The 21,602-nt window shown below is 70.5% G+C and carries 22 protein-coding genes; 15 read left to right on the top strand and 7 right to left on the bottom strand.

Annotated features, from left to right (window positions below; all coding sequences use genetic code 11):
• Nucleotides 1-20 precede the first annotated feature (20 nt).
• Complete coding sequence (locus ACQEV8_RS38765) at nt 21-689, bottom strand: helix-turn-helix transcriptional regulator (protein ID WP_432970426.1); 669 nt, start codon at nt 687-689, stop codon at nt 21-23.
• A gap of 205 nt (nt 690-894) precedes the next feature.
• Between ACQEV8_RS38765 and ACQEV8_RS38760 the strand changes: the two genes are divergently transcribed.
• The 5 genes from ACQEV8_RS38760 (at nt 895) to ACQEV8_RS38740 (ending at nt 7,088) form a co-directional block, all read left to right on the top strand.
• Nucleotides 895-2,658: a hydroxysqualene dehydroxylase gene (locus tag ACQEV8_RS38760; RefSeq protein ID WP_432970422.1), complete on the top strand. Its 1,764-nt coding sequence runs from the start codon at nt 895-897 to the stop codon at nt 2,656-2,658.
• 901 nt (nt 2,659-3,559) lie between these two features.
• A complete protein-coding gene (locus ACQEV8_RS38755) occupies nt 3,560-4,069 on the top strand; it encodes an SRPBCC family protein (RefSeq protein ID WP_432970419.1) in 510 nt (169 codons plus the stop codon).
• On the top strand, nt 4,062-5,693 hold the full coding sequence (locus tag ACQEV8_RS38750) for a phytoene desaturase family protein (protein ID WP_432970416.1): 1,632 nt from the start codon (nt 4,062-4,064) through the stop codon (nt 5,691-5,693). The genes ACQEV8_RS38755 and ACQEV8_RS38750 overlap by 8 nt, the downstream gene beginning before the upstream one ends.
• Nucleotides 5,694-5,715: 22 nt before the next feature.
• Nucleotides 5,716-6,171: a hypothetical protein gene (locus ACQEV8_RS38745; protein WP_432970413.1), complete on the top strand. Its 456-nt coding sequence runs from the start codon at nt 5,716-5,718 to the stop codon at nt 6,169-6,171.
• On the top strand, nt 6,168-7,088 hold the full coding sequence (locus tag ACQEV8_RS38740; RefSeq protein WP_432970410.1) for an SDR family oxidoreductase: 921 nt from the start codon (nt 6,168-6,170) through the stop codon (nt 7,086-7,088). Before ACQEV8_RS38745 ends, ACQEV8_RS38740 begins: the two co-directional genes overlap by 4 nt.
• A 79-nt stretch (nt 7,089-7,167) precedes the next feature.
• Here the strand turns inward: ACQEV8_RS38740 and ACQEV8_RS38735 are convergent, their stop codons facing one another.
• Nucleotides 7,168-7,572, bottom strand: coding sequence for an STAS domain-containing protein (locus tag ACQEV8_RS38735; RefSeq protein ID WP_432970407.1), 405 nt, complete (start codon nt 7,570-7,572; stop codon nt 7,168-7,170).
• A gap of 106 nt (nt 7,573-7,678) precedes the next feature.
• Between ACQEV8_RS38735 and ACQEV8_RS38730 the strand changes: the two genes are divergently transcribed.
• The 3 genes from ACQEV8_RS38730 (at nt 7,679) to ACQEV8_RS38720 (ending at nt 9,151) form a co-directional block, all read left to right on the top strand.
• A complete protein-coding gene (locus tag ACQEV8_RS38730) occupies nt 7,679-8,011 on the top strand; it encodes a helix-turn-helix transcriptional regulator (RefSeq protein WP_432970404.1) in 333 nt (110 codons plus the stop codon).
• Between the two features lie 36 nt (nt 8,012-8,047).
• Complete coding sequence (locus ACQEV8_RS38725) at nt 8,048-8,716, top strand: GAF and ANTAR domain-containing protein (protein ID WP_432970401.1); 669 nt, start codon at nt 8,048-8,050, stop codon at nt 8,714-8,716.
• 141 nt (nt 8,717-8,857) lie between these two features.
• Entirely contained in the window at nt 8,858-9,151 is a 294-nt protein-coding gene (locus ACQEV8_RS38720) for a hypothetical protein (RefSeq protein ID WP_432970398.1), read from the top strand.
• Between the two features lie 28 nt (nt 9,152-9,179).
• On the opposite strand, the gene ACQEV8_RS38715 is transcribed toward ACQEV8_RS38720, so the two are convergent.
• The gene (locus ACQEV8_RS38715) at nt 9,180-9,764 is read right to left on the bottom strand and encodes a TetR/AcrR family transcriptional regulator (protein ID WP_432970395.1); all 585 of its coding nucleotides are present in this window, start codon (nt 9,762-9,764) and stop codon (nt 9,180-9,182) included.
• A 547-nt stretch (nt 9,765-10,311) separates the two neighbouring features.
• Here ACQEV8_RS38715 and ACQEV8_RS38710 point away from each other — a divergent pair.
• Both ACQEV8_RS38710 and ACQEV8_RS38705 read left to right on the top strand, forming a co-directional pair.
• Entirely contained in the window at nt 10,312-10,521 is a 210-nt protein-coding gene (locus ACQEV8_RS38710; RefSeq protein WP_432970392.1) for a hypothetical protein, read from the top strand.
• 256 nt (nt 10,522-10,777) lie between these two features.
• On the top strand, nt 10,778-11,092 hold the full coding sequence (locus tag ACQEV8_RS38705; protein ID WP_432970389.1) for a hypothetical protein: 315 nt from the start codon (nt 10,778-10,780) through the stop codon (nt 11,090-11,092).
• Between the two features lie 442 nt (nt 11,093-11,534).
• On the opposite strand, the gene ACQEV8_RS38700 is transcribed toward ACQEV8_RS38705, so the two are convergent.
• The gene (locus ACQEV8_RS38700) at nt 11,535-11,738 is read right to left on the bottom strand and encodes an ATP-binding cassette domain-containing protein (protein ID WP_432973315.1); all 204 of its coding nucleotides are present in this window, start codon (nt 11,736-11,738) and stop codon (nt 11,535-11,537) included.
• A 95-nt stretch (nt 11,739-11,833) separates the two neighbouring features.
• Nucleotides 11,834-13,264, bottom strand: a complete 1,431-nt coding sequence (locus ACQEV8_RS38695; protein WP_432970386.1) for an FG-GAP-like repeat-containing protein — start codon at nt 13,262-13,264, stop codon at nt 11,834-11,836.
• Nucleotides 13,265-13,524: 260 nt separating this feature from the next.
• On the opposite strand from ACQEV8_RS38695, the gene ACQEV8_RS38690 reads away from it, so the two are divergent.
• Nucleotides 13,525-14,916 (top strand): Mucin-2, encoded by a 1,392-nt coding sequence (locus tag ACQEV8_RS38690; protein ID WP_432970383.1) that lies wholly within the window; start codon nt 13,525-13,527, stop codon nt 14,914-14,916.
• Between the two features lie 196 nt (nt 14,917-15,112).
• On the opposite strand, the gene ACQEV8_RS38685 is transcribed toward ACQEV8_RS38690, so the two are convergent.
• A complete protein-coding gene (locus ACQEV8_RS38685) occupies nt 15,113-16,501 on the bottom strand; it encodes a glycoside hydrolase family 43 protein (RefSeq protein ID WP_432970380.1) in 1,389 nt (462 codons plus the stop codon).
• Nucleotides 16,502-16,715: 214 nt separating this feature from the next.
• On the opposite strand from ACQEV8_RS38685, the gene ACQEV8_RS38680 reads away from it, so the two are divergent.
• The 4 genes from ACQEV8_RS38680 (at nt 16,716) to ACQEV8_RS38665 (ending at nt 20,493) form a co-directional block, all read left to right on the top strand.
• A complete protein-coding gene (locus ACQEV8_RS38680; protein WP_432970377.1) occupies nt 16,716-18,140 on the top strand; it encodes an amidase in 1,425 nt (474 codons plus the stop codon).
• Nucleotides 18,141-18,160: 20 nt separating this feature from the next.
• The gene (locus ACQEV8_RS38675) at nt 18,161-18,379 is read left to right on the top strand and encodes a hypothetical protein (protein ID WP_215117047.1); all 219 of its coding nucleotides are present in this window, start codon (nt 18,161-18,163) and stop codon (nt 18,377-18,379) included.
• A gap of 134 nt (nt 18,380-18,513) precedes the next feature.
• Nucleotides 18,514-20,004 (top strand): SPFH domain-containing protein, encoded by a 1,491-nt coding sequence (locus ACQEV8_RS38670; protein WP_432970373.1) that lies wholly within the window; start codon nt 18,514-18,516, stop codon nt 20,002-20,004.
• Nucleotides 20,005-20,046: 42 nt separating this feature from the next.
• Entirely contained in the window at nt 20,047-20,493 is a 447-nt protein-coding gene (locus ACQEV8_RS38665; protein ID WP_432970370.1) for a type II toxin-antitoxin system PemK/MazF family toxin, read from the top strand.
• Here ACQEV8_RS38665 and ACQEV8_RS38660 read toward each other — a convergent pair.
• A complete protein-coding gene (locus ACQEV8_RS38660) occupies nt 20,478-21,323 on the bottom strand; it encodes a TIGR02452 family protein (RefSeq protein ID WP_432970367.1) in 846 nt (281 codons plus the stop codon). The genes ACQEV8_RS38665 and ACQEV8_RS38660 overlap by 16 nt on opposite strands.
• Nucleotides 21,324-21,602 lie beyond the last annotated feature (279 nt).

Raw genomic sequence — 21,602 nt, 5'->3', positions numbered from 1 at the left:
CACGTTGCCGTCGATTCCGCTCACTTCGTGTAGGAGTAGACGCTGGCCCGGGAGATGCCGATGAGGTCGGCGATGGTCTGGGCGGCATTGCGGGTGTCGAAGTAGCCGTCCTCGTACAGGCGTCGGACAAGGTCCTTCTTCGCCTCCCGGGGCAGCGCCCGTGGGGTCGTGGAGCGCTCGGCGGCCGCTGTCTCGATGACTTCGCGCAGTTCCCGGCGGCTTCGGTCGCGCAGCGTCTCGAGCGGGGCGTCCCGGTTCTCGGGATCGGTCGCGACCAGGTTCGACAGCGTGAGCGTCATGGGTGACAGCGTCGAGATGTCCAGGTTCAGACAGAGGGCGGCGATGTACTGCCCGGCTTCGTTCTTGATCCCGATCGACGTGCTCTTCGCGGGGCGTCCGTCGGGGAACCGGCCGGCGTAGTTCTGGATGACGCCGGGGTAGTGCGGGTCCCGGATACGGGCGAGACCCAGTTCGGTGGCGGACTCTCCCACCTGGCGCCCCGACAGGTTGTTCTCGATGAAGCGGATGGCGTGATCCGGATCGCGCAGATCATGCAGCACGACCTCGCAGATACCGGGGAACATGCGACCCAGCCCCTGCGCGACCTTCTCGAACTCGGCCAGCAGGTGCTCGTCGTCCGGTGCCCCGGACACGGCCCGGCCGTCCGAGGCTGTGTCACCTTCGCTCATCTCCTGCTTCCCTGCTCCCGCCCGGTGCTCCGCACAGAGCTTTGATTTTTCATCCAACCCTATACAGACAATCTATCCACCCTTAGAGCCATCGTCCAGCCGGGGGTTGATACGACATCAAGCCAAAGTCACGCAGGCCGTCTTCCGGGATCGGCCCCTCGCTCATATCCTCGTGCGCCGGTGTTACCGACGGTAAGGGGTGGCGATGAGCGGCACCACGCGCAGAGGATTCCTGGGCACCGCCGCGGCCGCCGGCGGCGGGGTCGCCCTCGGGGCCCCACAGCAGGCTCGGGCCGAGGGCGGTGCGGCAGCGCAGACCGTGGCCGTACTGGGCGGGGGCGTCGCCGGGCTCACGGCCGCGCACGAACTCGCCGAGCGCGGCTTCCGGGTCACTGTCTACGAACGCAAGGCGTTGGGCGGCAAGGCCCGCAGCATGGACGTACCGGACAGCGCCACGGGCGGCCGTCGCCCCCTGCCGGGAGAGCACGGCTTCCGCTTCATCCCCGGCATCTACCACAACCTGCCCGACACCATGCGGCGCATCCCGTTCCCCGGCAACCCAGGTGGTGTCCACGACAACCTCGTCGCCCCCAAGGAGATGCTGTTCGCCCGGTCGGGCGGCCGCGAGGACATCCGGATCCCGCTGCCTTGGCCCGGCAGCACCCCGGCCGAACTCACCCCGGACGAGATCCGCCGCGCCCTCACCTCGGTCCTGGACACAACCTTCAACCTCCCCCTCCATGAGGCCCTCTACTTCGCAGGCCGTTTCCTGGTCTTCCTCACCAGCTGCGACGAGCGCCGCGACGACGTATGGGAGCGGACACCGTGGTGGGAGTTCGTGCGGGCGGGGCGCATGTCCTACGACTACCAGCGCATCCTCGCCGTCGGCATCACCCGCAACATCGTGGCCACCAAGGCGGAGGAGGCCAGCACCCGTACGGTCGCCACCCTGCTGGAGGCCTTCGCCTTCAACCTCCTCGGGCGGGGCGCCGACGGTCCACTGGACCGGATCCTCAACGCGCCCACCAACGAGGCCTGGATCGACCCCTGGGTGACGTACCTGCGGTCACTCGGGGTCGAGTTCCGCGTCGGCTGGACCGTACGGGACCTGACCCTGGACTCGGGTGTGATCGCCGGGGCCGTCGTGGAGGAGCCCGGAGGCGCGCGCAGGACCGTCACCGCCGACCACTACGTCTCGGCGATGCCGGTCGAGCACGCCCGCCGCACATGGAACTCCGCCGTACGCGCCGCCGACCCCCAACTGGCCGAGTGCGACCGGCTGGAGACGGACTGGATGACCGGCATCCAGTTCTATCTGACGGAACGTACGCCGATCCTGCACGGCCACCTCGACCTCATCGACTCCCCGTGGTCGCTCACCGCGATCGCCCAGGCCCAGCACTGGCCGGGACACGACTTCCCCGCCGACTTCGGCGACGGCACGGTCGCGGACTGCCTGTCCGTCGACGTCTCGGAGTGGGACCGTCCGGGCATCCTGTACGGCAAGACGGCCAAGCAATGCACCCGCACCGAGGTCGCCCGCGAGGTGTGGGCCCAGTTGAAGGCGGCGCTCAACGACAGCGGCCGTACGGTCCTGAAGGACTCCGTGCTGCACTCCTGGTTCCTCGACCCGGCCGTGGACGGACTCGGCACGCCGAACCCGGTCAACGAGGAACAGCTGCTCATCCACCCGGTGGGGACCTTCCACCACCGCCCGCGGTCGGCCACGAAGATCCCCAACCTCTTCCTGGCCGGCGACTACGTGGCCGTGCCCATCGATCTCGCCACCATGGAAGGCGCCAACACCTCGGCCCGGCAGGCCGTCAACGCCCTGCTGGAACAGACCGGCTCGACCGCCGAGCGGTGCACCGTGACCCCCTTGTACCGGGCCCCCGAACTGGAGGCGCTCAAGCGGCACGACCGCACCCGTCACCTCCTCCGGCTGCCGAATGTCTTCGACATCGGCTGAGAGCCCGTCAGGCCCGAGCCGCCACCGGCACGAACGTACTGTCCCGCCGGGACCGTCCGCGCCCCTCGCGGGCCCTATCCCCCTCGTGGTGGCGGTGTCCCTGGCGGTGGCGGGGCCGGCGTTGGCGCAGTAGGGCGTTTTCCCTGACGGGGGCGCAGCAGGTAGGGGAAGAGGAAGCCCACTACAGTTCCGGCCGCAGCACCGACCAAGAGTGCGAGAAGGACATTCCAGCCGACACCGGAGTCGAAGAACTCCGGTGGCCCCGCGACGATGGCTCCGAAGCCACCAAGGGCGAGCGCGCCACGCCAACGGCGGCGCAGACTCGACCGGTCCTTCTTCACGACTCGCTCCTCTCTGACCTGCGCGACCTCGTAGGTCGCCCTACCCCGGAACGCGTCCCAGCCAGGACCGGCTGGACCGGAACCGAGCCCCTGCACACAGCGCGCCGTTCCTGAAGGCATCGGCTCGGTCCTCGTTGCCACCGCCGAGCAACGCCGATCGGATCGATGCCCCCAATCCGTCCTGAGACCTCCCCGTACCGCCACGGCGGCAACGCATCCGACGCCCGTGGAGCAGACTGCGGCAGCTGCTGCCACGCCGAGGACGCCTCCCGCAAAGTCTCCAGGTTCTTCCCCGACGTCCGGCCATCGGAACAAACCGGTGGGGCGGCGTTACGGTCGCCGGGGTGGGCCCGCTCGGGGTTTGTGCAGCAGGGCCGGGTCCAGCTTCTGGTGCCCCGACCTCGCCGGATGAACGGATAGGCCGGAGCCGGCGACTGCTGCGCGGCCGGGCGGTCTCGGATGGTTCTGGGACAGCAAGGGTGGGTCAAGGCCTGTGGTATCCGGTTTGTCTGGTGTGGGCTGGGCACTTGGCTGTGGACCGGCGGACCTGGAGGTGTGGTGTGGCGGTACGGCATCGACTGATCAAGGTGAGTCCGCAGACTGTCTGGGAGGTCCTCGCCGACGGCGGCCGGTACGCGGAGTGGGTGGTGGGAACGTCGGCCTCCGAGCCGGTGCGGGGGCAGTGGCCGCAGACGGGATCGGCGATCGGCTACGAGGTTCGCCTCGGACCGATGCGGCTGACCAACGAGACGGTCGTCCGGCACTGCGAGGAGGGCTCCAAGCTGGGCCTGGAGGCACGGGCAGGAGTGCTGGGGACAGCACGGATCGCCATCGAGCTCCTCCCCTGGGGCGAGCACTGCCTGGTGATCGTGGACGAGCACCCCCTGCAAGGGACCAGCGGACGGCTCCACAACGTGGGAGTGGAGGCACTGATCCAGCTGCGGCACCGCGCGATGCTGGCCCGGCTCGCCAAGGTCTGCCAGGCGCAGGCCGCCGGGGCGGGCCGGCCTCAGAGCCTCAGGCAGCGGCGCAGCGCGGCAGCCCACGGTGACGGTGCTGGCCATGCCTGACGCCGTGGTGATCGGGGCCGGACCCAACGGGCTGGTGGCAGCCAACCTGCTGGCCGATGCCGGCTGGAGCGTGGAGGTCCTCGAGGATCAGTCCGACGCCGGTGGCGCGGTGCGCCACAACAGAGGTGTCGACCCCGAATTCGTCAGCGATCTCTTCAGCTCCTTCTATCCTCTGGCCGCCGCCTCACCGGTACTGGACCGCCTGCGCCTGGGGGATTACGGCCTGCGCTGGAGCCATGCGCCGCGCGTACTGGCCCACCCCCTCAGCGACGGCAAGTGTGCCGTGCTGGCCCGCGATGTCGATGCCACCGCCGACTCCCTCGACATGTTCCACCCGGGTGACGGGGATGCTTGGAGGCGTCTGCACGGGACCTGGGAGCGCCTTGGTCCCGACATTCTGGGGGCCCTGTTCACCCCCTTCCCGCCGGTGCGCGCCTCCGCCCGCCTCGCCCTGCGGCTCAAGGCGGCCGGCGGATTGCGGATGGCCCGGACCCTGGTCCTGCCGGTGCGCCGGATGGGCGATGAGGAGTTCCGCGGCGAGGGCGGAAAGCTGCTGCTTGCCGGGAACGCGCTGCACGCGGATCTCGCCCCCGAAGCGGCGGGCAGCGGAGGTTTCGGCTGGTTGATGTCCATGCTCGGCCAGACCTACGGCTTTCCCGTGCCTGCCGGCGGCTCCGGCGCCCTGACCGGGGCTCTCGTACGCCGACTGCGGGCGCGTGGCGGCACCCTGCGGTGCGGACAGCGCGTGCGCCGGGTCGTCGTGCGCGACAGGCGGGCCGTAGGGGTGATCACCGCCGACGGTGAGACGGTGGCGGCACGTCGTGCCGTCCTGGCGGATGTGTCCGCCGCAGCCCTGTACGGCGAGCTCGTCGAGGCGGAGCACCTCCCTTCCCAGCTCGCGTCCGACCTGAAGCGTTTCCAGTGGGACTTCGCCACCTTCAAGGTCGACTGGGCGTGCGACGGACCCGTGCCCTGGCAGACCGAAGCCGCCGCGCGGGCCGGAACCGTCCATCTGGCCGACGGGATGGACGAGCTCACCCGCTTCGCGGCCCAGATCGCCATGGGCCAGGTGCCGGACCGCCCGTTCGCCCTCTTCGGCCAGATGACGACCGCCGACCCTTCCCGCTCACCTCGCGGCACCGAATCCGCATGGGCCTATACACACGTGCCGCACGTCATCAAGTCCGACGCCGGTGGCGAGGGCCTGACCGGCGCCTGGAGCGCCGCGGAGCAGGAGGTGATGGCCGACCGGGTCGAGCGCCAGGTCGAGCGGTTCGCTCCCGGTTTCCGCTCCCGTATCCGAGCGCGGCGCGTGCTGGCCCCGCCCACGCTCCAGTCGCTCGACAGCAATCTGCACGGAGGCGCCATCAACGGCGGCACCGCGGCCGTACACCAGCAACTCGTCTTCCGTCCCGTACCCGGCACCGGCCGCCCCGAGACACCGGTGCACCGTCTCTATCTCGCCTCCGCTTCCGCACATCCAGGCGGAGGGGTCCATGGAGCCCCGGGAGCCAACGCCGCCCAGGCAGCGCTGCACCGGTACCGGCTTGCCGGCCTCACCCGCGCCCAACGCGTCCTCACCCACCGGGATCGCACCGGGCGAAAACCACCGCCGCTCCGCTGACGGCCACTGAACGGAAATGATTATGGACACTCATCGTGACGGACCGGACCGGGCCCACCAGCGTCCCGAGGGCGTCAGTGACGAGACGGTGGAAGCACTCGGTGCGCTGTCCAAGGCCCTGGAGATCACCGAACGCGCCAGAGGCCACCTCTACAGCTTCCACCAGATGACCGGCAGCGCAGACCTACAACTCGACCAGGCCGTCCAGCTGCTGCGCGAGTCCGGGCACCCCGAGTGGGCCGACCGGGTGAAGTCGGAGATCCTGGGCCGCAACGTCATCCCGGGGCACTGGACCTTCCAGATCGTCGAGGCCTACGACGCCACCTACCACCGGCCGTTCACGCACCTGAACCGTGCAGCCGTGAACCAGCTGGCACAGGGCCGCGACCACCTCTACGAGGCGGAGATGAAGGAGGCACGCCGCACTGCCGGCCACCCTGACCACGCCGCCCGCCCGGCCGACGCACCTCTGGAATGAGCAGGGCACACCAGGAGGGATCCACCGTGGACGGCAGCCCCGTCAAGGACCGCACGGTCGTAGTGACAGGAGCAGCACGCGGCGTGGGAGCGGCACTGGCGGACGCGCTCGCGCGCAAAGGCGCCCGCCTGGCCCTGCTGGATCACGACGAAGCCGCACTCGAGGCGACAGCCGCCGCCCTGCCGGACGCGCCGCTGGCCCTGTGCGTCGATGTCACCGACGGCACTGCTCTCGCCGAAGCCGCCGAGGTGGTCCGCGGGCGTCTGGGTCCGGTGTCCGTCGTCGTGGCCAACGCGGGCATCGCCGAAGGCGGCCCCTTCACCCAGGGCGACCCCGCCACCTGGCAACGCGTCATCGACGTCAACCTCACCGGCAGCGCCAAGACGGCCGCGGCATTCCTCCCCGACCTGCTGCAGACCGCGGGCTACCACCTTCAGATCGCCTCGCTGGCATCGATCGGTGCCGCCCCCATGATGAGCGCCTACTGCGCCTCCAAAGCCGGCGTGGAAGCGTTCACCCACACCCTGCGCGCCGAGGTGGCACACCACGGAGTGGCCGTGGGCATCGCCTATCTCAGCTGGACCGACACCGACATGATCCACGATGCCGACCGGTACCCGGCCCTGCGGGAACTGCGCACCCACATGCCGCCTCCCCTCGGGCGCGTCCATCCCACCGAGGACGTCGCCGCCCGCCTGGCCCGTGCCGTCGAGCAACGGCGCACCGCCGTCTACATACCCGCCTGGCTACGCGTGCTCCAGCTGGGCCGAGCCGCGATCCCGCCCCTCGTACTCCGCCGGACCCGGCACGTACTGCCCCGGCTGGAAGCCGAGGACACCTTGCACGCCACCGGCCTGCTGGGTGCCGGTGGACGCGCCGACAGCACCACCGCGACGGGCCGGCATCAGCTTCCCTAGCCGTCGCGTGCGGAGCCGGCAAGGCAAGCCGCAAGCGTCGACACCAGGTGGCGGGGCTCTGACCTTGGTGCCCGGCTGCTCAAGAGGCGGCAGCGTCGTCGACCGTTTCCCGAACCTGCAGGATGCTGTCGACTCCGGTGATCTCACAGAGCCGCTGAAGCTGTGGGGACGGCGCGACCACTCTCAGGTTGCCCTCTCGGTGGGTAAGGATCAGCAGGTTCAGAAGCGTCGAGTCCGCGAAGGTGACGCCGGAGGCGTCCAGGATCACCTTCGAGTACGTCCCGGCTGCTGTCTGCAATGCCTTTGCCAAGGGCGTGATCGAGTGCATGTCGTAGGCACCGTGGGCGGCGACGACCCAGGCTCCGTGCCATTCGTATTGACGCACCGCAGGCTCTTGCGGGACATGCCCGGCGACCTGTTGCGGCGACGGCTTCCCACCGGTGTTGTTCATAGGTGTCGGCATGACGGCCTCGTCCGAGGGCACCACAAGGCTCCTTCTACGGGTCTCCCCCAACGGGAGCATGTCATTCGTTACCTGAAATGTATGTCATGTATCTGCGATCAGGCAACAGCCTCGTAGAATGCCGAGCATGGTTGGAGTGCCCGAATCTCACACCGGATGGACGTTCATCACCAGCCACGCACGCGTGCTGGCAGCCATCGCCGACAACCCGAGCGTCCGTGTCCGTGACATCGCTGCCCACTGCCGGCTCACCGAGCGTGCCGTCGCGCGGATCATCGCCGACCTGGAGCAGGACGGCTATCTCTCCCACACCCGCGACGGGCGCACGAACACCTACCGCATCGAACCCGACAAGGTACTGCGCCACCCGGCCGAAGCAGGCCTTGCCGTGGCTTCCCTGCTTTCCCTCCTCGTGCAGGACGAGACCGAACGCATCGGCAAACCGGTCGCTCAGCAGTAACGCTCGCGGAACGCCAAGGCCGCCAGGCAATGGCGAATGAGACACCGAGCATCACCTCAGCCCCGTCCCGACCGCAGCTCCACCACCTCAGCCGGTCCGGCTCCTGCGCCACGAGTGTCTCGTGCTCTTTGGGTCTTTGGGTGGCACCTTCGCGTCCAGCGCCATACCGCTGCAGCGGTACACCGATGCCACCGCGAGGGTTGCGCGGAAGGCTGGATATGTGGGCAATCCAGGCGGCGCGAGCAGCAGCGGGGGGAAGTGGCCCACAGCTCGCAAGGCGAGCGGGTCTTCCGCATCGCCGACCTCACCGGCGAGCACCAGCGCCGGCCCGCCTACGCTCCGCAGGCCCATGCCCTCGGCGTGGGCAGCATGATGGGCCTCCTGCTGTTCACCGACGAGCAAGACCTCGGCGCGCTGAACATCTACTCCCGAAAGCCCGGCGCGTTCACCGAGAACAGTGAGCTGGCCGGCTGGCTGCTGGCCTCCCACGCAGCCGTCGCCTTCTCCAGCGCCCGCACCCACGCCCAGATGGAACAAGCCGTCTCCACCCGCCACACCATCGGTGAAGCCATGGGCATCCCCATGGGCGCCCGCCACCTCACCGAGGAGCAGGCCTTCGACGTGCTCCGCCGCTACTCCCAGGAGAAGAACATCAAGCTCCGCGAGGTCGCCCGCCCGGCCTGCGAACGGGGCAGCCTCGGATAAGCGGCTTCCCCGGCACGTTGGCTGAACCAGAGAAGCCTGGACCGGGCCAGTCCCCAGGGAAATACTGCAGAACCCGGCCTGCCCACCAAGTCCCCTGCCCGGCCGTGCCCACACCTGCCCAAGCAGCACCAGACTGGGGCGGTGGCCGACACGGGACGGAAGAGGTTGCTCATCGAGGGACGCGGGAGCGCCGTCAGATCTCGGCCGACGCGGGTTTCCTCGGCCGGCTGGGGCCCTTTCCGCACGAGGCTGGCCGCACTGGCGGCTGCCTGCGGGCTGGACAAGCCGGCGCCGGCCTGGTGGGTCAACTTCCGGGTGATCGACGAGGGCAGCTGGGGCTCGTCCGGCGGTGTGCTGTCGATCCTGCCGCTCCCTCAGAGCGGAGTGTTCACCCAGGAGCGGGTCAAGGCGGTCCGTGCCGCGCTGGGCACCTGAAGCCCGAGCTGTCGGGCGCGAGTCGGGCTCAGCCCTTGACCTCGGCGAGGATGACCACTCGCAACTGCTCGGCGGTGCGATCGAGGGGCTGGGTGCTGCGCTTGGCGCGGCACATGGCCACGGTTCCCTCGACGGCCGCGACGATGAGCGTCGCGAGGTTCGCCGCTCGCTCAGGCTCGGCACCGTGCTCACGCAGGGAGTCGGCGAGCAGCTCCTCCCCTGTGGTGAAGACGTCGGCAGCCGCCGCCAGGGCGGCGGACGTCTCACCGGCGGCCGGCTCCTCGATGGAGACCGCGAGGACGGGGCAGCCGGCCCGGAAGTCGCTGTCGACGACGATCTTGCGCCACAGAGCGAGGAAAGCTTGCAGACCGGCGACCGGACCAGCCCGCAGTTCCTCGCGCAGACTGCGCGCGGTCCACTCACCCGTGTGGCGCACGGCCTCGGTGACCAACTGCTGCTTGCCCTCGGGGAAGTAGTGGTACGTCGAGCCGAGCGGCGCCCTGGCGTGCTTGGCCGTCTCGCGGATGCTCGTCGCGTTCAGGCCACGCCGGCTGATCATGTCGGCCGCACCGGCCACGATCCGCTCACGCGCTGACGGACTGGACTTGGTCACCTGCGAACCCCTCTGATCCCTGAGCTATAACAATTGTCATATTCTACCGCCCTCGCCCTCGCCCTCCACGGAGAAAGCCGATGCACACCCCCCCTCACCGAGCCGCCCGCAGGAACGGGAGCCGAGCCCTTGGAGCACCAGAGGGCGGCCGTCACCCGCCTGGGACACGAACTGCGCGCACTGGTGGAAGCCACGGTCCGCACCGCCGCCTCACCTGGCACTCTCCACCGCGTGGCGGACGGCGTCCGTCATGTCACCGGCCAGTTGACCGGGCGACGGCGCGCACGAGCGGAGATCCCCGAAGTGGACGGGTTTCCCGGGGGGCCGCGGATGTACAGCCCTGTCGTCGGGCTCGGCAGCCCGCTGGCCCCGCCCGTGAGCATCACACCCACCGACGACGGCCTGATCGGTCACTGCACGCTGGGCATCGCCCACGAAGGCCCGCCCGGCTACGGCCACGGCGGCATGAGCGCCATGCTCCTGGACGAACTCATGGGCCAGGCCTGCACCGCCGCCGGAACACCAGGCCTGACCGTCTCCCTCCCAGATGCGCTACCACCAGCCCATCCCGCTGGAGACACCACTGCGCATCCTCGGACGCGTCACCGGCACGGACAACCGCAAGGTCTTCGTGACCGGGACGATCACCACTCAGGCGGCCCCTTCCACAGAGCTGGTCACAGCGGACGGTGTCTTCGTCACGCCCGGCCCCGACCGTGTCCACGCGCTGTTCCCCGGCCTGCGGGAAGAGACGTGACGGAGGGCTGGTCAAGAACTGCGGCCGAGGCCGGAACACCGCGAGCGATATCCGTGACCGGGCCGGTTTCCTGGAGCCCGCGCCGCGCCGCCCGGCGACGAGACGGTTGACGCATGCAGAGGGAGATCCGGGCCGCTGCGATCCGGGGCATCGATCGCCTCATCGACGACCTCGGTGGCGACGGAGCGGCGCTGCTGGCCGAGTTCGGTGTCACGCCCGCTGAACTGGATAGCGCGAGAAGGACTTCCACCTCGCCGTGGACGCCAGCTGCAACCCCGAGCGGTTGCGCAAGGCACTGCTGTCGGTCATGCCCGAGGGGCACGTCAACAGCGTCGGCATCTACTTCGACGACGTCCAGCTCCCCCTGCTCGCGCTGTACCAGCGCGGAGTCCACTTCCACAACGGCAAGGGCCACGCACGGCCGAACATGACACCGACCCTGGAGGCGGTGGCCGCCGGCACGCTCCACCCCGAGCTGGTCACCAGCGGAATCCACGACTGGGACGAGATCCCCGACGTGCTGACCTCCGGCCGGGCCGGCCACAAGCCGATCTTCGTCCTGGAGAACTGAGGCATCGGAGCCGTCGGCCTGTCGCGGAGAGCACCGCTCGAATCGGCGACTTCGAGGTGATCGGCGGGCGGTGCGAACGGTGCGGGCCGCTCAGCAGGCCAGGGCACCTCGTGCGTCCACGGACCGGATCGTCCGTCTGTCAGCGACGGAGGACTTCTCGCGATCAGAGCGTTGCGCCGGTCAGCAGGCCCACCTACGGTGTTCCCGCTTGAGTCGTGCCATGGTGCCGACTCACCAACGTGGCCTGCAACCGGCCGGCGAAGACGAACTTGTGGCTCGCCCCGACTCCTGAAGCCCGGTGACCCCAACACGCCACGATCACCTCACGCGCCCTCCCCCAACCATGCGCAGTTTCAACGAGCCACGTGGGCACCGAGCCACGGCCAACCGCGCACGAGACCCTTGAGGACACGGCCCTGCTGGTGCCCAGCTGTCCGCACTCCTACCGATCGAGCCTGGCCCTGCTCCAGGCCCAGCCCCATGTTTCCACGGCCGCAGGCACCTCGTGCAGGGCCAGGACCAGTACCGCACGGGGCAGTCGGCGGCGTACGGCTGCGAGTACGCGGGCAGCGGTGCGGGTGTCGAGGCCGGTGGTCGGTTCGTCGATGAGCAGGACGTCGGGGCGGGTGGCGAGGGCACGCGCGATGGCCAGGCGGCGTTGCTCGCCGCCGGACAGGCCCGCGGCGACAGCTTGATCACGATCCCCGACGGTCCTCTGACGAGGAGGGCCAAGAGGTTGGATCAGTCCGCCATCTGGCTGCCGAACAGGGGAGTGCCGGACGTGGAGACCTTGGCGGCGGTCAGGCCGATGCCTCGGCCTGATGTATTGATCTTCGAGCCGTCGGAGGCGAAGGCCACCACGTAGCCGTCGCTGTTGTTCTCCCCCGGCAGGCCGACCGTCAGGTCCGCCTTGCCGTCGCCGGTGGTGTCGGTGAGCAGCAGTTCGCCCCCGAAGCCGTCGTTCTTCTCGTTGCCTCCGGGCACGCCGGGCGTGTCCTGGGCCAGGGACTGGGCGGCGCCGCCCTGGAATCCGGATGTCGAGCCGTAGAGGACGGAGACCATGCCGGCGTCGGCGATGCCGTTCAGGTCCTCGCCCGGCGAGCCGATGGCGAGGTCGTCGTAGCCGTCGCCGTTGATGTCGCCGAGGGAGAGCTCCCAGCCGAAGGCGTCACCCGTCTCGCCGGTACCGGGAACACCGGCGCTGTTCTGCTCCAAGGTCCCCGTGCCACCGGTCGGACCGGTCGATGTGCCCCAGACGAACCGGATGGCACCGCCCTTGGCGGCCCCCGGGCTGTCCGAGGAGGCGTCCCAGTGGTTGCCGATGGCGATGTCGCCGTAGCCGTCGTTGTCGGCGTCGCCGATGTCGGAGATGAGCCCGGCCGGCAGTTTCCGGGCACCTGAGGTGGTCACACCGCCGGTGGAGCCGGGCAGGTAGTAGTTGGCGTTGAAGTGGTAGTCGCCGCTCGTCTCGCCCTCGTAGCCGTCGACGAGCAGGTCGGTGCGGCCGTCGTTGTTCACGTCGCCCGGTGTGAGGTTGAGGATGTCTTTGCCCTGCACCTTCAGGACGGGTGTGGTGACCTTGTAGTGGCCGCCGGTGGAACCGGACTTGGTGAAACCGCCGCGGTAGATGTCGATCGTGTTCTGGTCCGATCCGATGGCGAGGTCGTCACGGCCGTCGCCGTTGTAGTCGCCGGCTGCGAGCAGGGCGCCGAAGGAGTCGTGGCCGCTGCCTGCGGGGTCGGAGACCGCGGTGCCGCCTGACAGACCGGCGGAGCCGCCCCACAGGGTGACCGCGGTGCCGCCATTGGTGTCAGAGCCGACGTCCTCGCCGGGCACGCCCACGGCCAGGTCGGCATAGCCGTCGCCGTTGAAGTCACCGGCCGTGGTGTGCGAACCGAAGCCGTCGCTCGCCTCGGCGCCGCCCGGCACCCCGGTGCTGTTCTGGGAGAGCGTCTGGATCCTGGCGGCGCCCGCACCAGTGGGGGAGCCGTACAGGACCGTCACGGAACCGGCCGCCGCATGGCCGCCGACCGAGGCGCGCGGGGCGGAGACCGCTACGTCCTGGTACCCGTCGCCGTTGAAGTCGCCTTCCAGGCCGGAGACGGCCGCCGCGGGGCCGGCGACAGCGAAGAGCAGACCGCCGGTGAGTGCGCCAACGGCTGCGGTCGCCATGGCTGTGCGGAGGTTCTGGCGCATATGGCTCCCCTGCCGAATACGGATGGCTGCCCGTTGGCCCGGTGTTCTCCTGGACTCAACGGGGCGATTGCGGTGCAGGAGACATCTGGTGTGCGCGGATGGTTGTATGTCGAAGGAGAGATGGCAAGGGGTGGCGGAGCTTCAGCCCTGTGGGCCGGTGAGGTGGCGGAGGGCGCTCTACACGGCGGGACCAACAGTCGTATAGGCAGCCGACGGAGACACAGGGGTAGGGGATCATGGTCGCGTTCCACGCGTCCGCGCTGGACGGAATCGCCCGCAACCCGGCGCTGCCGACACCGTTACTGCTGCGCTTGCTCGCCTTCGACGGCGGCGGTGACGGCCCGCCCCGTCACGCCCTCCAGCGGGCTGGACTTCCCGAGCCGGCCGTCGCGGTGATCCTGGCTCACCCGAACCCGGGCGCTCGGATCGACTTCGCGATGAGCCCCAGGGCGGAGCCCGCGCAGCGGGCCCGGCTCGTGAACGACCCTTCCCCCAAGGTGCGGGCCGCTCTCGCGTACGGACCCGAGTGGCGCGCCCCGCGTACGACGGTCGCGCCGCTGCCGGACGACATGTGCGCCCGCCTGCTCGACGACCCCGATCCTTCCGTACGGGCGGCCCTGCTGGACTCGCCCCATCTGGCGCCGTCGTTCGTGGCCTCGCTGGCCACACACCGCGATCCGGCAGCGCGCCGGAACGCCGCGCGCGCATGGGAGAGGCTGCCCCCGGGCGTGCGGTCGGCACTGCTGGCCGATCCAGACCCCGAGGTGCGGCGGGCTGCCGCGCTGTGGGAGTGCCGACGGGATGCACGCCTCACCGCCGAACTCCTCCACGATCCGAAGTCCGGCGCCGAGGTGCTGCGCCGTGGGCTCTTCCACCGCGCCGACGCCGAACGGTGTGTCGCCGAGCGGACGCACCTGGCCGCTCTCGCCGAGAACCCGTCGCTGCCCGCCGACCTCGTGGAGCGGCTCGCCGTCGACCCCGATGAGGCCGTACGGCTCGCGGTCTCCCTCAGGCCTGAACTGGACGAGACACGACGCATGTCGATCGACTTCACAGTGGAGGCCTTCGCCAGGGGGGACGTGGGGTGGGTACGGGACGGGCTCGCCGACCACGAGGTGCTGCGACGGGCCGCGACCTCCGCCCACCCGCTGCTCCGGCGCACCGTCGCCCAGAGCCCTCATCTGCCGCCCGACCTCACGCGCCTGCTCGCGCGCACCGAGGACCCGTTGGTGGAGGACCTCTTGGGCATGCACCACCCCGACACCCCGGAGGAGGTCCTGATGCGTGTGTACGCGCGGCTCGGTGGCACGTTCTCCGCCTGGATGGCGGAGACGCACCCCCGCTTCCCCCGCGAGGGTCTCGCCGCGCGCTACGCGGATCACCCGGACGGCAACTACCGTCGGCTGGCCGTCCGGGACCCGGCCGCCACACCCACGTTGATCGAGCGGCTCAGCCGTGACCCCGCGGTCTGGACGCGCCAGGCGGCGGTCAGCGACCCACGCCTCCCGCTCCACCGGCTCCGCGAGGCACTTCATATCCCTGAACTGGCCTCCAGCGCGGGTGCCAACCGGGCGCTCCCCGAGGACGAGATGGCCGCCGTCCTGGACCGGGCCGATGTCCCCGCCTAAGGACTCCTCACCACAGTGGTGGGCTTGACCTGGTCAAAGGTCGGTGTCGTGCACGAGGCCGCCGGATAGCGGGATGCGGTCAGGCGCGAAATCGCACGCGACAGACCCGGCGATGTCGGCGATCATCTCCGGGATAGCGTGGAGGGAACTGCTCCGAATCTGCCGACGCGCTTGACCAGATCAGCAGGGGTGCAGGTCACGCCCAGGACGTCACCGGCACGAACGAACTGTCCTGCCGGAACAGGTCCGTCCCGTTCGAGCGTTCCACGCGGAGCTGGTAGGCGTAGTGGCGCAGGTAGTACCCCGGGTAGTTGTACGACTCGAAGCGGACGGATCCCGACGCCGCGCCGGTCCGGAGGACGAAGGTGGCGTCCTTGGCGAAGGTGCTCGTGCCGTCGTTGGGGTCGAAGCGGGCGCGGAAGTCCCAGTGGCGCAGGTAGTTGCCGGCCGCGTCCCGGAAGGAGCAGCCGTTCGCGTCGGCGAGGCCCGCGACGACCGTGAAGGTGGCGGCCTGCTTCTCGGCGGTGGTGCTGGAGCCGCTGACCACGGGCAGGTTGAGAAGCGCGGACTGCTGCTGCCAGTAGCGGGTCGAGTAGTTGGCGGAGCGGAAGGAGCGGGTGGTGTTCTTCGTCAGGCTCGGGCCGCCCGGGACCGTCTCCTTGACCACGGTGAAGTGCCGTGCCGTACCGGAGATCGCCGGCAGTGCGGCCGGCGCCGACCAGGTGGCGAAGACGTCGTGGCTGTCGCTGTAGTAGTAGTTCCCGTCGCCGTAGCCGTCGAAGAAGACGCGCCAGCCGCCGTTGTCCAGCTGGACCAGCGCGGGGCCCTCGCGATAGCTGCCCCAGCCCGCCCAGTCGCCGGTCCGGCGGATCGTGTAGGGGCCGGTGAGGTTCGTGGCGGTGGCGTATTCGATGTACTTCGTCGTCTCGTTCTTCGGGAAGGCGTGGTAGGTCGAGCCGATCCTCACGATGAACGTGTCGATGTGGTTGGCGCCGATGCCGGAGAGCGCGACCGGTGAAGTCCACGCCGTGAGGGCGGAGTTCGTGGCCCTCAGCCGGTACGGCGTGAAGATCCACTCGTCGTTCGTGGTGGAGCAGGACACGATGACGTTGACGCTGCCGTCGCTGTCGACGAACCATTCCGGCGCCCAGGCCCGGGAGAGGTTCGCGAGGGGGACGGTGTAGTCGTAGAGGAACGTCCAGTTGAGGCGGTCGGAGCTGCGGGCGAAGCCGATGGTGGTGCTGGTGTCCTGCCAGGTGTGCGTGGTGTAGGTGACGTAGTAGAAGCCGTCGGTGTGTCTGAGGACGCTCGCGTCGCGGATCCGGCCCGCCGGTGGCGTGTACGCGGAGGAGCGCAGCAGCCGGAAGTCGGTGGCGTCGTCCGACTGGTAGACGTTGACCGTGCCGTCGTCGCTGTTGAGGAACGGCACGATCGTGTAGCGGCTGGCCGAGCCGTTCGGGGGTGCGGCGGCCAGGGCGCTGCCGAGCAGCCCGGGAGTCTCGCCGAGCAGCAGCGCCGAGGCGGGCAGGGCGGCCGCGGCACGCAGCAGGGCACGGCGGGACGGGGTGGCGGGGCGGGGAGTCATGTGCGGCTCGCTCTCGACGCAGGGTGTCGAAATACCGAACAAGGTTCGGAAAGTCGGTCAGAAGGTAGAGCTGAGGCAGAAGTGCGTCAATGGTTTGTACGAGAGCCGCAGAACCCAGAAGGGACCGGTGAACAATCACTTCCGTCGCCGCCGTTCCGTCACCGGCCACCGGACGTTACCGTTCGGTAGACCGCCCGTTCCTGGAGGTGTCCGCATGACGCTCGACCGCGCCGCAGGCCTGGCGGAGACCGCCCGTGCGCTGGCCGCCGGGGAGGTGACGTCCCGCGCCCTGGTGGAGCACACGCTGGCGCGGATCGAGGCGACCCAGGGCAGCCTCAACGCCTTCCGGATCGTCCGGGCCGAAGCTGCCCTCGCCGAGGCCGAAGCGGCTGACCGGGAACTGGCCACGGGCGCGCGCAAGCCGCTGCTCGGTGTCCCCGTGGCGGTGAAGGACGACATGGACGTGGCCGGCGAGCCGACCGCCTTCGGCTGCTGCGGGGAGTTCCCGCCGGTCGTTGAGGACGGTGAGGCGGTACGGCGGCTGCGCGCGGCCGGGGCCGTGATCGTCGGCAAGACCAACACCTGCGAGTTCGGGCAGTGGCCCTTCACCGAGGGGCCCGCCTTCGGCGCGACCCGCAATCCGTGGAGCACGGAGCACACGCCCGGCGGATCGTCCGGCGGGTCGGCCGCCGCGGTCGCCGCCGGGCTGGTACCCGCCGCGCTCGGCTCGGACGGCGCCGGCTCGGTGCGGATCCCGGCCGCCTGGACCCATCTGGTCGGCATCAAACCGCAGCGCGGCCGGGTCTCCACCTGGCCGCGTGGCGAGTCCTTCCAGGGCATCACCGTCAACGGCACCCTGGCCCGTACGGTCGCCGACGCGGCCCTGCTGCTGGACGCGGCGAGCGGCAACCACGCGCAGGACCCGCACCAGCCGCGGCCCGTCGACGCGTCGGCGGCCGTCGGCCGCGATCCCGGGCGGCTGCGGATCGCGCTCTCCCTCAAGCCGCCGTTCACGGCGGTGCCCGCCCGGCTGCTGCCCGAGGTACGGACCCGGATCGTCGAACTCGCCGAGCGGCTCGCCGCGTTGGGGCACACGGTCGAGGAGGCGGACCCGCCGTACGGGCAGATCGGGCTGACCTTCGTGCCGCGCGCGACGGCCGGGATCGCCGAGCGGGTGGGCGAGGCGCCCTTCCCGGCGCTGCTGGACCGGCGCACCCGGGACGCGGCCCGGCTGGGCCGGCTGCTCGGCGGGGCCCCGCTGCGGGCGGCCCGGCGGGCGGAGACCGTCCTGCACCGCCGTATCGGAGGGTTCTTCACCTCGTACGACGTCGTCCTGGCGCCCACGACCGCCGCTCCCCCGCCTCGCATCGGCGCCCTGCTCGAACTCAGCGGTTTCGCCACCGACCGCGCGATGATCGCCGCCTGCCCGTACGCCTGGCCGTGGAACGTGCTGGGCTGGCCGGGCGTCAATGTGCCCGCCGGGTTCACACCCGACGGCTTGCCCGTCGGGGCGCAGTTGCTGGGGCCGGCCGCCAGCGAGCCACTGCTGCTGCAGGTGGCGGCCCAACTGGAGGCGGAGCTGCGCTGGTACGAGAAGTGGCCGTCGCCGCCGGTCACGGCGCGTTCCACTGCCGCCTGAGCGACCGTACGCTGTCTGTCATGGCGGACGCGTCGATGGTCGGGCTCATGGGGCGGGTCACCGGAACGATCGGGCCCGGGCTGGTCGGTGAGGTGATCGTCCGGGTGCGTGGCGGCGCCGAGCACTTCCTGGCTCATCCCGTCTCTCCGGCGGACCGCATCGAGCCGGGCACGGTCGTGACGGTGGTCGAGTACCTGCCCCCGAGGACCGTCTACGTCGCGGCGGCGTACGACAGTTGAGCCCGCCGCGACGCAGGTGAGAGCCGTACGCGTCAAGGTTTGGACAAGGATGCGCGGGCGTCTGTACCCGGGCCCCGTGCAGGAGCACACTCCCCTTCGTCCGGTGCCGAGAGGGCACCATCCCAAGGGGGCGAATGCCGATGGTCGTCGGCGTCGTGGCAGGGGCGGCGGTTGCCGCCGTTGCCGTTCTGATCGGTCTGTTCAAGCTCATGTGGCGGGTCGCCGAACCCAACGAGGCACTGATCATCTCAGGTTCCAAGCACCGCACGGACGGCATCGAGGAGGGCATGGGGTTCCGCATCGTCACCGGGCGCGGCACGCTCGTGATGCCCGGTGTGCAGGCGGTGCGCAAGCTCTCGCTCGACCTGAACGAGACCGAACTCCAGGTGGACTGCGTGACCCACCAGGGCATTCCGCTCAAGGTGCGGGGCGTGGTCATCTTCAAGGTGGGCGACGACTTCGTGTCGATCGCCAACGCGGCCCGCCGCTTCCTCGACCAGCAGAAACTGATGTCGGAGCGGGTGCACAACGTCTTCGCGGGTCATCTGCGGTCCATCGTGGGCGGGTTGACGGTCGAGGACATGATCAGGGACCGGGAGAAGCTCACCGGTCAGACGCGGGTCGCGTGCGGCACCGAGATGGAGAAGCTGGGTCTGATCGTGGACTCGCTGCAGATCCACGAGATCGAGGATCCGACCGGGTACATCCGGAATCTGGCCATGCCGCACGCGGCGGCCGTGCAGCGGGACGCCCGGATCGCGCAGGCGGAGGCGAACCGGCTGGCCACCGAGGCCGAGCAGCAGTCGTTCGCCCGAATGGCGGAAGCCACCCGGGACAGCGAGATCCTCCAGGCCGGCTATCAGGCCGAGCGCGACAAGGCCGCCGCCGAGGCCCAGCAGGCCGGGCCGCTCGCCGAGGCCGGGGCCAGGCAGGAGGTCGTCGTCCAGGAGACGCGGGTGGCGGAGCTGGAGGCGCACCGCCGCGAGCAGCAGCTCCAGGCCGATGTCCGCAAGCCCGCCGACGCGGCGGCCTACGAGAAGCGCACCCTGGCCGAGGCGGAGCGCGACGCGCGGATCTCGGGGGCGCAGGCCCAGGCGAAGGAGACGGAACTGGCTGCCGCAGCCGAGGCGACCCGGGTCAAGACGGCCGCGGGCGCCGAGGCCGAGGCGACCAAGGCGCGGGGCGAGGCGGCCGCGCAGGCCACCCGGGCCACCGGTGCGGCCGAGGCGGCGGCCGCGCAGGCCAGGGGACTGGCCGCGGCCGAGGCCGCCAAGGCGAAGGGTCTCGCGGAGGCCGACGCCATCAAGGCCCGCGCCGCCGCCCTCGCCGAGAACCAGGAGGCCGTCGTCGCCCAGCAACTCGCCGAGCACTGGCCGGAGATCGTCAAGGCCGGCGCGTCCGCCTTCGGCAACGTCGACAACATGGTGGTCCTCAACGGCGCCGACGGCATGGCGGACATGTTCGCCAAGGCGCTCACCATGGGCGGTACAGGACTGGGCCTGGCCCGTCAGCTGCTCGCGTCGATGAACCAGAACGGGATGAACCAGAACGGGCAGAGCCCCAACGGAGCTTCGCCCCTCAACGGCACGGCGCCCGCGCAGAAGGTTCCGATGGACGGCCAGTGACCCGTCGGGCGGTGACACGGGGGCAGCCCTTAGGGTGCCCCCGTGACCGCGTTTACCGATGAGAACGTCCCGGGCCGCCAGGGTCCCTCCGCCACTGTCCAGGCCGACCCGGGCAAGGTGGGCCGGGTCCGGACCGAGTACTCACCCGCCTATGACGGCGACCCCGACCCCGGCGAGATCGTCTGGACCTGGGTTCCCTTCGAGGAGAACGACGGGCGCGGCAAGGACCGCCCGGTACTCGTGGTCGCCCGCGAGTCTTCGGGGACTTTCCTCGCCGTGCAGTTGTCCAGCAAGCGGCATGACGGAGACCGGGAGTGGGTGCCGATCGGCAGCGGGCCGTGGGACCGCTCCGGCCGGGAGTCGTGGGTCGACGTGGACCGGGTCCTGCGCCTGCACGAGGACGGCATGCGCCGGGAGGCATGCGCGCTGGACCGTATGCGGTTCAACCTGGTCAGGCGCCGGCTGCAGGAACGCTACGGCTGGACCTGAAAGGTCTTCTCGAAGGCGCCCAGCACCGCACGGTCCGGCGTCCGGTCCAGGATGCCGAACGCCACGTGCTCGAAGGTCTCCGCGAACCGGCCGCCGGGCTCCAGCAGCGCCCGGAACGCCCCCGCCACCTGGGCCGGGTCGTTGCGGAACACCCCGCATCCCCAGGCGCCCAGTACGAGCCTGCGATAGCCGTGGGCGGCGGCCGTCTCCAGGACCCGTTCGGCCCGGACCGCCAGGGCCTTGGGCAGCTCGGGGGCCCGTTCGGGTGCCGTGCGCAGCACCACGCCCGCGTTGGGCGCGGGCGAGGTCAGGAAGCCGGCGGTGTACGGCTCGTCCAGCAGCCCGCCCCGGTCGTCACGGAAGACGGGCACGGCGGGTGAGTGGATGACACGGTCCGTGTAGAAGGGGTCGCGGTGGGCGCGGTGGTGGTCGTAGTACGCGCGGGCCTCAAGCAGGCAGGTGTACAGCGCGGAGGCCCGGCACAGGGCCTCCTCCTGGGCCTGGGCGCCGTTCAGGTAGCCGCCGCCGGGATTGCGGGCCGAGGCGAAGTTCAGCACGGCCACGTCCCCGCCGAGCCTGCGGGCGGCCTCCAGGCTGCTCTCGCCCGTGACCTCGATCCGCGTCTGTACCTGCGCCTGCGCCTGCGCCTGCGCCTGCGTCACCCGAACGGCGGGCACCGGTACCGGTTCCGGTCCGTACAGGCGCGTGCCCTCGCGCGCCGCCCGCAGTTCCCCGGCGATGGACACCTCGCGGCCGTTCGGCGCCCGGTAGGCCCCCGCCGCCACGATCTCCTCCGTCTGCCGCGCGATACCGCGCAGGCGCGCGCTCACGGCGCCACCCCCGTGTGCGCCGTGACCGCGTGCCCCGCGGTCTTCTTTGTCGTGCTCACGCAGGCATCGTGGGTGATAGCGGATCCGCGGCGCAACGGAGTTTTCGCCGTCGGGAAACGCCGGGGAAAGCACCGGGAAACGCCCGGTCGGCCCGGAAAACAGGCCCGGAACGCCCCGCTTCGCCCCCTTGTGCCGAGCGTCGTGAGGGTTTTGGGTGGACGGGTGATCCCGGCTCGGGCGCCAAAGAGCCCGGACCGATGGCATGGTGGAATCTCAGGA

The sequence above is a fragment of the Streptomyces sp. CA-179760 genome (assembly GCF_050937045.1).
In the GTDB taxonomy this organism is placed as follows: Bacteria; Actinomycetota; Actinomycetes; order Streptomycetales; family Streptomycetaceae; genus Streptomyces.
The sequence above is the reverse complement of the archived record's forward strand: the minus strand, read 5'-3'. Positions and strand labels throughout refer to the sequence as shown.